The sequence below is a fragment of the Capillibacterium thermochitinicola genome (genome assembly GCF_013664685.1).
Classification (GTDB): domain Bacteria; phylum Bacillota; class UBA4882; order UBA10575; family UBA10575; genus Capillibacterium; species Capillibacterium thermochitinicola.
Map to the genome: position 1 here is coordinate 97,874 of NZ_JAAKDE010000016.1, position 9,809 is coordinate 107,682.

Consider the following 9,809-nt stretch of genomic DNA (forward strand, 5'->3'; position numbering starts at 1 on the left):
TTTCCTGAAGACAGTGGTGAAATTGCCGTAAGGAGTTGGCTGGATGAAACTGATTAAGATCCAAAAACTACTAAACGCAACTGTTCTGACCGGGGAAGAACTGTTGAACCAGGTTGAGGTTAAAATGATCTGCGGTTCTGATCTGATCAGTGATGTTTTGTCTTTTACCAAAGAGCGATCCCTTCTCCTTACCGGCTTGACTAACCCCCAGATCATTCGTGCCGCTGAAATGATTGATCTCTGCGGCATTGTTTTTGTCCGTGGCAAAAAACCGGGTGATGAAGTTATAAAGATGGCCGGCGAACGTAATCTTCCACTCCTCCTTACAAGGCTGCCGCTTTACGAATCCTGTGGTATTTTATACAATGCCGGATTACAGGGTTGCAGTGGACTAAGTTTAGCTACCGGGGGTGACAAAATTGACAGAGCCCCGCGTCCTCTTGGAGATCCCAGTCGAAGGTAATAATTTTACGACGGCAGGGGAAGCGGCCAGCAGGGTAAAACAAACTTTGCAAAAGCTCGGCATTGATTCCAACCTGGTCAGAAGGGTGGCCATTGCCACCTATGAAGCGGAGATGAATATAGTGATCCATGCCGACTACGGAAAGATTATTCTCCAGGTGGATGCCGAAGGAATTACCGTACAGGCCGAGGACCGGGGGAAAGGAATTCCCGATCTTGAACAAGCGATGACGGCCGGTTTTTCCACTGCTTCGGAACGGGCCCGCGCCTTGGGTTTTGGTGCGGGTATGGGGCTGCCGAACATGAAAAAATGCTCCGACCAGCTTGAAATTGACAGCAAAGTTAATGTCGGTACGATAGTGGTCATGAAGTTTAAATACCCAACCGCAAACTAATAACCATTTTTTGCCCGGGAGGTGGTTTGGTGGAACTCCGTTCCCACTCCGTCGTGATGGACGAAGAAAAATGTAAAGGCTGTACCAACTGTATAAAACAATGTCCGACCGAGGCGATTCGCGTTCGTAGTGGAAAAGCATTCATTCTCACGGAACGGTGTATTGATTGTGGGGAATGTATCCGGATCTGCGAAAACCATGCTAAAAAAGCGGTCGCCACAGACCTGGAGACCCTAAAGCAATACGATTACCGGGTTGCCTTACCGGCCCCGAGCTTATATGCCCAGTTTAAAGCGGAGAACCCCGGAAGGATCATCGCCGCCCTTTACGAATTTGGCTTTGACGAAGTTTACGAAGTGGCATTTGCCGCCGAACTAACCACCTGTGCCATCCGGGAATATGTTAAAAACCGGCGGAAATCAGCGGGACCATTCCCAGTGATCTCTTCTTCGTGCCCGGCGGTTACCCGGCTGGTCCAAATCCGTTTTCCTACTTTAATTCCGAATTTGGTTCCGGTTGATCCACCGTATATCACCGCGGCCAAATATTTTCTGCGGGAAAGACTACCAGAGCTAAACATCCCCCGGGAAAAAGTGGGTGTTTTTTTTATTACACCTTGCCCGGCGAAGATTACCGACCTAAACAACTATGGACAGCCACTAGTGGACGGTGCGTTACCGATTAATCTTCTTTTTGGGGAGCTCAACCATATCTTGGTGGAGAAAGTGCTTTCTCCGGTTCAACGCCGCAGCTCGGGAGTGGGGATCGGCTGGGCTCGGGCTGGCGGGGAGAATTTTGGGGTTAATGTCGAAAATGCATTGGCTGTCGATGGCATCCAGAATGTAGCCGCGATCTTGGAAGAGATTGAACTGGGCAAACTAAATGATATTGAGTATATTGAAGCTTTAGCTTGCCCGCAGGGTTGTGTCGGGGGCGCCTTGACGGTGGAAAACCCCTATGTTGCCCGGGCGATGATTCGAAAACTGGCAACCCTCTATGGAAACAACGCCATACCTGACGTGGTTGAAACGTTGTATGCGGAATTAAAAAAGGAAAACGAACATTTCTTCACCCACGATAAGGTCATTGCCGACAATTCCGTATTAAGATTGGACCGGGATTTATCAAAGGCCATCAAAAAACTGAACCAACTGGAAAACATCTTGACCAAACTTCCGGCGATCGACTGTGGAGCCTGCGGTTCGCCCACCTGCCGCTCGCTGGCCGAAGATATTGTCCAGGGCAACGCCCATTTGACCGATTGTATTTTCATCCTCCGCGAACATTTGGAGAAATTAGCCCAGCGACTATTGGTTCTAGCCCAAATCCGGCCGCCCGCCATGGGTTGGGCCAACGAAAAGGAGGAAAAGAATGACCCTAAAAGAGCTAGTCAAGGTAATTGAGGCCAACGTCATAACCGGTCATGAAAAATTGGAGACCACAATTACCGGTGTCTATGTTTCCGATTTATTGAGCGATGTCATTGGCCATGCGCAGGAAGGACAGGCCTGGCTGACCATTCAAACCCATGCCAATGTTGTGGCGGTAGCTTTACTACTGAATTTAGCCGCCATCGTTTTTACGGCGGGAGCTGAGCCCGAGGCGGAGACCATCGCCAAAGCCCAAACCGAAGGAACCGTTTTGCTCACTACTAAACTGCCCACTTTTGAAACAGCCGGACGGCTCTACACAAACTGGCAATGAAAACCGATTTAAAGACTTACACTGCCGATTTACACCTTCATACCACGCTTTCGCCGTGTGCCGACCGGCAGATGGTGCCGGAGTTGGTTTTTGCCCAGGCGAAAAAAGCAGGGGTTGATGTCCTGGCCATCACGGACCATAATTCCACCCGGAACCTCCCGGCTTTCCTGCGGAATTGCCCGCCGGGGCTGTGGGTGATCCCGGGCATGGAAGTCCAGACCAAAGAAGAGATCCATCTGGTTTGTTTGTTTCCGGAGTTGGAAGCGGCGATGGAGTGGGGGAGGACCGTTCGTGCTTTTTTGACCCCGCTAAAAAATAAAACAACCTATTTCGGCCAGCAAATCATTCTGGATAAGCACGGAAAACCCTGTGGCGAAGAGGAAATCCTCCTCCTGAACTCGATTGCCCTTTCCTTGGAAGAAACTGTTGTGCAAGTACGTCGTTTGGGCGGGGTGATTTACCCGGCCCATATCGACCGTCCAGCCTTCAGCATTCTTTCGCAGATTGGGTTTCTTCCGGCCGAGCCGACCTTTTCCTTCCTGGAAATTTCGCCCCGTGCCCCGTTGGCCAAGATGCGTCAAGAGTATCCTGGACATAACTTAATCCGCGCCTCCGATGCCCATTATTTAAACCAAATTGGTGTAAAACCTTCACTTTTGGAGATGGGCGGTTTGTGTTGGGAAGAGTTCCTGCTTGCCCTGAACCAGCAAGAACAAAGGAAGGTGGTGGCAATTTAACAATAATGTAAATAGATTGATCCAAAGTTACACATTGAATAATTGTTAAAATGATGGTAATCTTGAACGAGGAGTTAGATCTACTGAGGAGGCAATTGAAAATGACAGAAGCATGTTGCCAGCGCTTTTCGGAAGAACAATTCCGTGATTTGGATGAGGTTATTGCGCAATACCAAGGAAAGCCCGGCGGATTAATTCCCGTTCTTCACAAAGCCCAGTTGATCTTTGGTTACCTTCCGCAAGAAGTACAGATTAGAGTGGCGGAAGGTCTAAAGGTCCCCTTGAGCGAAGTATATGGCGTAGTAACCTTTTATTCTTTCTTTTCCCAACAACCGCGGGGGCGGCACACGATTGGCGTTTGCTTAGGGACGGCCTGTTATGTGAAAGGGGCCGCCGAGATTGTGGAAGCCCTTGAGGAACAGCTGAAAGTTAAAGTTGGCGAGACGACTGCCAACGGCGATTTTACTTTGATGGTGACCCGTTGTCTGGGTGCCTGCGGATTGGCCCCGGTATTAACGATAGGTGAAAATGTTTATGGCCGTTTAACTCCTGATAAGATCCCGGAGGTTATCAAACAATACCAAGAAACGGAATAAGCAGGCTTTTTTATTTCCCCTCCTTGTGATTTTTGGATCAAAGTCGGTGATTACCGATGAAAGATTTATCCTTATACCTTTTAGACCTGGCGCAAAATTCTTTGCGGGCAGGCGCAACTTTAATCAAATTCCACCTCAATGAACTGGTCGCGGAGGGTCGTTTGGTCATCGAGATCGAAGACAACGGGAAAGGAATGACTTCCCACGAGGTGCAGCAAGTGGTCGACCCTTTTTATACCACGCGAACCACCCGCAAAGTAGGGCTGGGTCTGTCCTTGTTCGCGGCGGCGGCCAAACGCTGTAATGGTGAATTTTCCATCTCTTCCCAACCGGGAAAAGGAACCAAATTGACCGCCAGCTTTCTTCTGCACCATTGGGATCGCCCCCCCCTTGGGCGATATGGCCGGAACACTGATCGTTTTAATTGCGGGCAACCCCAATGTCGATTTTATCTTTTGTTACCAAAAGGATGACAACAAGTATATCTTTGATACGATGAAAGTTAAAGAACAACTGGAAGATGTTCCGATCTGGAACCCGACGGTTTTGGCTTATTTAGAAGAGGACATCAGAAAAGGCTTATCCGAAATTGTTCGAATTTGATATTTTTTAAAATTAACAAGCTACATTAAGGAAGAAGGGAAGGAATAATGAAGCTGTATCGTGCTCATGTTTTAGTCTGCGGCGGAGCCGGTTGTATTTCATCGGGCTGTAAAGCAGTTCTGGACAGGTTTACTGAGGAAATAAAGGCCCATAACCTGGAAGATGAAGTGCATGTTGTGGAAACCGGGTGTATCGGAACCTGCGATTTGGGACCGGTAATTGTCGTCTATCCAGAAGGGGTTTTTTATAAGGAAGTAACCCCGGATGATGTTAAGGAAATCGTGGAAGAACACCTGATCAAAGGGAGATTTGTTACCCGTCTCCTCTATGAACGGCCGGTCAGTGGCGGACAGATCCCATATTACGACGAGATTGATTTCTTCCGGAAGCAGAAACGGATCGCTTTGCGTAACGTGGGGATGATTAATCCGGAAGCGATTGAAGAATATATTGCCCGGGACGGTTATTTTGCCCTGGGTAAGGTCCTGACCAAGTATACTCCCGAACAGGTTATTCAAGAGATTAAAGACTCCGGTTTGCGGGGGAGGGGAGGAGCTGGTTTCCCCACCGGATTGAAATGGGAGTTTACCAAAAATGCTCCCGGTGAGGTAAAATACGTGGTCTGTAACGCGGACGAAGGCGACCCCGGTGCGTTTATGGACCGCAGTGTTTTGGAGGGCGATCCCCATTCGGTGATTGAGGCGATGGCGATTGCCGGCTATGCCATTGGCGCCAACCAGGGTTATGTTTATGTCCGGGCGGAGTACCCCTTGGCCGTCCAAAGGCTCGCCAACGCAATTGAAAAAGCACGGGCCTTTGGGATGCTGGGGAAGAATATTCTCGGTACCGACTTCAGTTTTGACTTGGAGATTCGCGTCGGGGCGGGTGCTTTTGTCTGTGGTGAAGAAACGGCCCTTTTGGCTTCGATTGAGGGTAAACGGGGCGAACCCCGTCCGAAACCTCCCTTCCCGGCTTCAGAGGGCTTATGGGGCAAACCCACTTTAATCAACAATGTTGAAACCTTCGCCAATATCCCCGCGATCATTAACTATGGAGCCGAATGGTTCCGGCAAATCGGGACCAAAAACAGCCCGGGAACGAAGGTTTTTGCCTTAGCCGGAAAGGTCAACAATACGGGTCTGGTTGAAGTACCGATGGGTGTTACGCTGCGGGAGATCATTTTCGAACTGGGTGGCGGAATTCCCAACAACAAGCGGTTCAAAGCCGCACAAACCGGTGGACCATCCGGCGGTTGTCTCACCGAAAAGCATCTGGATCAACCAATCGACTATGAATCCCTGGTAGCGGCGGGTTCAATGATGGGTTCCGGCGGTTTAATCGTTATGGATGAAGACAACTGCATGGTTGATGTGGCCCGCTTCTTCCTGGAATTTACCCAAGATGAATCTTGTGGCAAATGTACGCCTTGCCGCATTGGGACGAAAAGGATGTTGGAGATTTTAACCCGGATCACCCAGGGTAAAGGGGAAGAGAAGGATCTGGAGCTTCTTGAGGAATTGGCCAAGACAATTAAGATTACCGCCCTGTGCGGATTAGGCCAATCGGCTCCCAATCCGGTCCTCAGTACGATTCAGAATTTCCGCGACGAGTATTTGGCTCATATCCGTGACAAAAAATGTCCGGCCAAAGTGTGCCGCGCCTTGTTACATTATTCGGTCAATAGTGAAGTTTGCCGCGGTTGTGGTATCTGCGCCCGGGAATGTCCAGAGAAGGCCATCAGTGGCGAGCGGAAGAAGCCATATTTCATCAACCAGGACGTTTGTATCAAATGCGGGGTCTGTGCGGAGAAGTGTCCCTTTGATGCCATCAGCCTGTCGTAATCTACGGGCCGGTTAAAGGTTTTTCACCTCCTTGCCTCTTCATTCATATCATGTACCAGAAGAAAATCGTCCTTAGTAAGCATTTTCTATGGTGGAATGGAGAGGAGGAAGGGCAGATGGCCCAATTACCGAGTACGCATCGACCCAATCTCCTTGAACAATTGAGCCCAAGAGAGCAGGAGATTCTGCCTTTGGTGGCGCAAGGAATGGATAATCGAGAGATTGGTAAGATTCTGTTTATCAGCGAGAAAACAGCGAAAAACTATGTAACGAGTATCAGAAAGAAATTGGGACTTAAGAACCGGACGCAGATCGCCCTCTTTGCACTTAAAGAGGGGATTATTAGCCTCGATGATACCGTTCTGGATAAATAAGATGAGGTTTTAACGTTTAGACTTAAGCTAAAAATTAGCGACTGTGCAGGCAGTCCTGGGTGACCGGGGCTGCCTTTTTTTACATAAAGGAATAGGTCTTCGGAACAAGAAAATAATCATCACCGAAGTGGTTGCGGTACCAGGTTTAACTTATGGTAAAGGAGGAGAGAAAGCGGACAACCACCGGTTTGGAGAGAAGATGGAACCAACCGTTGCAGCACCAACGAAAAGGGCAGTCTGAAGGGAGAAGATTCGATGCGGATTCGCGCCCGATTCGTTAGTAGTTTTGTTCTTGCCGTTGCCCTAAGCTTATTGGTAGTACTTCCATCGTTAGCTGTCACTTACTATGTGAGCTATGGTTCACCCATTTATACTCCACCCACTGGTGGTTCCTATTCTGGTAGCGGAAGTACGTATCAGGTTAATACGGGGAGCTACTCAACGAAGTACAATTCGAACTACTCCACGCAGTACTATTATTACACCAGCCCCTCTAACAACGGATCAAGCTATTATGTGCCTCCGAAAACAAGTACTCCGGCTCCGTCTAATCCGAAGCCAAGCAACCCAGCTCCAACAAATCCGGCTCCCAGTAACCCAACTCCGAAGGAGCCGACACCAACCAACCCGCCAGCTCCGGCTAAAGGGTTGACCGCAATGGAGCAGAAGATGGTATCGCTTGTCAACCAAGAACGAATTAAGGCTGGTTTGCAAGAGTTAAAGGTGGACAACACCCTGGTTCAGCTGGCAAGGATGAAAAGCCAAGATATGATCGACAAGAATTATTTTGGCCACACGTCACCGACGTACGGTTCACCTTTTGATATGATGAAAAATGCCGGCGTCAAGTATTACACCGCCGGCGAAAACCTGGCGGGTGCAGGTTCGGTTGAATCGGCCCACGCCAGTCTTATGGCCAGCCCGGGCCATCGGGCAAATATACTCAACTCCAGGTTTAATCATTTTGGAGTCGGGATTGCCGTAGGTGGCCCCTATGGGAATATGTTCACCCAATTATTCATCGGAAAGTAAATTAATAAAAAACTGCCTGTCGTCGGGAAAGGCTGCACCGCTTTTTCCCAAAGAAAAAGCCTGTTCCAAATGGGGACAGGCTTTTTTGTTGATTAATTTAAAAAGGGGAGTACGATTTTTGGGCATTGGACGACTTTTGACAACAGGTTTGAACCTGTGCCTTTTTAATCCTCAGATAAGGATTTTATCATTTAAAATTTTCGAATTAAACCAATCACCCGACCTAAGATCGAGAGGTTCTCCGTATAGATCGGTTCATAAACCGGATTCTCCGGTTGTAGCCGGAACCGGCCCGCTTCCTTGAAAAAGCGTTTAACCGTTGCTTCGCCGTTATCAAGTAAGGCTACTACAATCTCACCATTATTGGCGGTGGACGTCTTATTGACCACGACCAGGTCTCGATCGAAGATCCCGGCGTTGATCATACTGTCTCCTTTGACTCTTAATATGAAAAGTTCCCGGTAGGAAGTGAAATCTTTCGGTAGTGGATAATACTCTTCGATGTTTTCTACGGCTAAGATTGGTTCACCGGCCGTCACCCGTCCGACGACCGGAACCGGAATGACCTCGGGATAAAACAGTTCGCCCGTTTCCGGGGCTGGTTTCAATACTTCAATCGCCCGCGGCTTGGTGGGGTCCCGTCTGATATAGCCCATCTGCTGGAGCTTTTCCAAATGGGCGTGGACCGAAGAGCTTGAACTTAGACCGACCGCTTCGCCAATTTCACGAACTGAAGGGGGATAGCCCTTCATTTGCGTTTCTTTAATAATATAGTCGAGAATTTCTTGCTGCCGTTGGGTTAAATCTTCCATCCCGGTACCTCCTTATTTCCCAGATCAGTCATCACTGGTAAACTTTTGTATATAATTTTATGATCCCATAAGCAAACCCTGCTTCCAGTATACCATAGGCAAATTTTTAATGCAAACAATTGTTCGACTACTTGACGCAAACATATGTTCGTGTTAAAATGATAGTAACCGAAACGAACATCTGTTTGCCATACGTGGGGTGATGACCATGAACACGACCGAAACCAGAACCGGCGAGGTTAGGTTGGGGACCGTAAGATATGTTCGTTTAAGAAGGCGCTGGCGGTGGAATCCGCGCAAAGGCCTTGCCAATTTGGTGTTCTTTATCTTTATGCTTTGCTTTATATTGATGGCCTTCTATTATAGCGCGACGAAAAGTCAGGGACAAGCTCTTGGCCGGGAGATCACGGTTGAAATGGGGGACACGTTATGGGAAATCGCGAGCCGTCATTACCCCAATACGGACCCGCGAAAACCGATTGCCGAGATTATGAAATTGAATAACATGAAAACTTCGATGATTTATACTGGGCAAGTCCTACGCTTACCCCAATAGAAGTAATAATTTATTGCATATACGATTATAGGCAGCTCGTATGAAGAAGAGGGGAGTAGAGGGGTTATTTTAAATGTATTTCATGCTTAAACTTCAAAAGAATACACTTTGAAGCTACCGCGAAGATATTTCAATATTGTCAGGAATAAGCTTAAGGCATAAAAAAGCACCTCATGCCTCCTGGGTTTCGATGAGGTGCGAAATTTTTGGTATGGTTGGAATTGCTGTTCTCTCAGGGTATATATAAAAAGAGCTCTTATCTGTCCCACCCATCCACTTCTGAATCGGGAACTTTGTGATAGTATGGCTGTATCACAAACTTCATACCCGCTAACTCTGTTTCTGACGGGTATTTAAGTTCTTGATGGATTTCTCCATCGACTGCAAAAATTCGTTCTGTTACTTTCCATGTTCCTTCTAAAGATGTGTGTTTAGAAGTGTCTTTTTCCGATTTTTTGCCACAACCAATAAGAAGAATAGCTAAAACCAGAATTAAAAAGATACTCATTTGTTTGTGGTAGTATAAGAATACCGAGAATGGCAGTCTAAAATTCCATAGTTCGGTAAAAAAGGAGGAGTCACTGCATAGCATCCTGAAAATAAGCCTCTGAGCATATCATTGTAAGGAGGCAATTTAAAGGAGTGCTAACAGTGACTCAAATCGATTATATCAAACATTTACGGGATATTGAAGGTG

Annotated in this window: 14 protein-coding genes; 12 read left to right on the plus strand and 2 right to left on the minus strand. The window is 47.8% G+C overall.

Annotation, left to right across the window (positions count from 1 at the left end; all coding sequences use genetic code 11):
* The first annotated feature begins 43 nt into the window (after positions 1-43).
* The 11 genes from G5B42_RS08795 to G5B42_RS11935 all read left to right on the plus strand — a co-directional run bounded on the left by G5B42_RS08795 (position 44) and on the right by G5B42_RS11935 (position 7,744).
* Positions 44-463, plus strand: a complete 420-nt coding sequence (locus G5B42_RS08795) for a DRTGG domain-containing protein (protein WP_181340101.1) — start codon at positions 44-46, stop codon at positions 461-463.
* Positions 420-857 carry an ATP-binding protein gene (locus G5B42_RS08800; RefSeq protein WP_181340102.1) on the plus strand — a complete coding sequence of 146 codons (438 nt, stop codon included), beginning with the start codon at positions 420-422 and terminating at the stop codon, positions 855-857. The genes G5B42_RS08795 and G5B42_RS08800 overlap by 44 nt, the downstream gene beginning before the upstream one ends.
* 29 nt (positions 858-886) lie before the next feature.
* Positions 887-2,260, plus strand: a complete 1,374-nt coding sequence (locus G5B42_RS08805; protein WP_407926907.1) for a [Fe-Fe] hydrogenase large subunit C-terminal domain-containing protein — start codon at positions 887-889, stop codon at positions 2,258-2,260.
* Entirely contained in the window at positions 2,229-2,561 is a 333-nt protein-coding gene (locus tag G5B42_RS08810) for a DRTGG domain-containing protein (protein ID WP_181340103.1), read from the plus strand. The genes G5B42_RS08805 and G5B42_RS08810 overlap by 32 nt, the downstream gene beginning before the upstream one ends.
* Positions 2,558-3,298 carry a PHP domain-containing protein gene (locus tag G5B42_RS08815; protein WP_181340104.1) on the plus strand — a complete coding sequence of 247 codons (741 nt, stop codon included), beginning with the start codon at positions 2,558-2,560 and terminating at the stop codon, positions 3,296-3,298. Before G5B42_RS08810 ends, G5B42_RS08815 begins: the two co-directional genes overlap by 4 nt.
* 101 nt (positions 3,299-3,399) lie before the next feature.
* Positions 3,400-3,894, plus strand: a complete 495-nt coding sequence (gene nuoE, locus G5B42_RS08820) for an NADH-quinone oxidoreductase subunit NuoE (RefSeq protein ID WP_181340105.1) — start codon at positions 3,400-3,402, stop codon at positions 3,892-3,894.
* A gap of 56 nt (positions 3,895-3,950) precedes the next feature.
* Positions 3,951-4,367, plus strand: a complete 417-nt coding sequence (locus tag G5B42_RS12360) for an ATP-binding protein (protein WP_181340106.1) — start codon at positions 3,951-3,953, stop codon at positions 4,365-4,367.
* Positions 4,285-4,497: a hypothetical protein gene (locus tag G5B42_RS08830; RefSeq protein WP_231133387.1), complete on the plus strand. Its 213-nt coding sequence runs from the start codon at positions 4,285-4,287 to the stop codon at positions 4,495-4,497. The genes G5B42_RS12360 and G5B42_RS08830 overlap by 83 nt, the downstream gene beginning before the upstream one ends.
* Positions 4,498-4,544: 47 nt before the next feature.
* The gene (gene nuoF, locus G5B42_RS08835; protein WP_181340107.1) at positions 4,545-6,338 is read left to right on the plus strand and encodes an NADH-quinone oxidoreductase subunit NuoF; all 1,794 of its coding nucleotides are present in this window, start codon (positions 4,545-4,547) and stop codon (positions 6,336-6,338) included.
* A 116-nt stretch (positions 6,339-6,454) separates the two neighbouring features.
* The gene (locus G5B42_RS08840; protein WP_231133388.1) at positions 6,455-6,712 is read left to right on the plus strand and encodes a response regulator transcription factor; all 258 of its coding nucleotides are present in this window, start codon (positions 6,455-6,457) and stop codon (positions 6,710-6,712) included.
* Between the two features lie 657 nt (positions 6,713-7,369).
* The gene (locus G5B42_RS11935) at positions 7,370-7,744 is read left to right on the plus strand and encodes a CAP domain-containing protein (RefSeq protein ID WP_231133389.1); all 375 of its coding nucleotides are present in this window, start codon (positions 7,370-7,372) and stop codon (positions 7,742-7,744) included.
* 191 nt (positions 7,745-7,935) lie between these two features.
* Here the strand turns inward: G5B42_RS11935 and lexA are convergent, their stop codons facing one another.
* Positions 7,936-8,556, minus strand: coding sequence for a transcriptional repressor LexA (gene lexA, locus G5B42_RS08850; protein ID WP_181340110.1), 621 nt, complete (start codon positions 8,554-8,556; stop codon positions 7,936-7,938).
* A gap of 208 nt (positions 8,557-8,764) precedes the next feature.
* Here lexA and G5B42_RS08855 point away from each other — a divergent pair, with 208 nt between their 5' ends.
* Positions 8,765-9,112 (plus strand): LysM peptidoglycan-binding domain-containing protein, encoded by a 348-nt coding sequence (locus tag G5B42_RS08855; RefSeq protein WP_181340111.1) that lies wholly within the window; start codon positions 8,765-8,767, stop codon positions 9,110-9,112.
* Between the two features lie 256 nt (positions 9,113-9,368).
* Here the strand turns inward: G5B42_RS08855 and G5B42_RS11940 are convergent, their stop codons facing one another.
* Positions 9,369-9,620: a hypothetical protein gene (locus tag G5B42_RS11940; protein ID WP_231133390.1), complete on the minus strand. Its 252-nt coding sequence runs from the start codon at positions 9,618-9,620 to the stop codon at positions 9,369-9,371.
* Positions 9,621-9,809: the final 189 nt, after the last annotated feature.

Bases quoted from the DNA above. Each gene is read 5' to 3' on its own strand.
- G5B42_RS08795 (WP_181340101.1), top strand. From the start codon at position 44: ATGAAACTGATTAAGATCCAAAAACTACTAAACGCAACTGTTCTGACC.
- G5B42_RS08810 (WP_181340103.1), top strand. From the start codon at position 2,229: ATGACCCTAAAAGAGCTAGTCAAGGTAATTGAGGCCAACGTCATAACC.
- G5B42_RS08815 (WP_181340104.1), top strand. From the start codon at position 2,558: ATGAAAACCGATTTAAAGACTTACACTGCCGATTTACACCTTCATACC.
- nuoE (WP_181340105.1), top strand. From the start codon at position 3,400: ATGACAGAAGCATGTTGCCAGCGCTTTTCGGAAGAACAATTCCGTGAT.
- G5B42_RS12360 (WP_181340106.1), top strand. From the start codon at position 3,951: ATGAAAGATTTATCCTTATACCTTTTAGACCTGGCGCAAAATTCTTTG.
- nuoF (WP_181340107.1), top strand. From the start codon at position 4,545: ATGAAGCTGTATCGTGCTCATGTTTTAGTCTGCGGCGGAGCCGGTTGT.
- G5B42_RS08840 (WP_231133388.1), top strand. From the start codon at position 6,455: ATGGCCCAATTACCGAGTACGCATCGACCCAATCTCCTTGAACAATTG.
- G5B42_RS11935 (WP_231133389.1), top strand. From the start codon at position 7,370: ATGGAGCAGAAGATGGTATCGCTTGTCAACCAAGAACGAATTAAGGCT.
- lexA (WP_181340110.1), bottom strand. From the start codon at position 8,556: ATGGAAGATTTAACCCAACGGCAGCAAGAAATTCTCGACTATATTATT.
- G5B42_RS08855 (WP_181340111.1), top strand. From the start codon at position 8,765: ATGAACACGACCGAAACCAGAACCGGCGAGGTTAGGTTGGGGACCGTA.
- G5B42_RS11940 (WP_231133390.1), bottom strand. From the start codon at position 9,620: ATGAGTATCTTTTTAATTCTGGTTTTAGCTATTCTTCTTATTGGTTGT.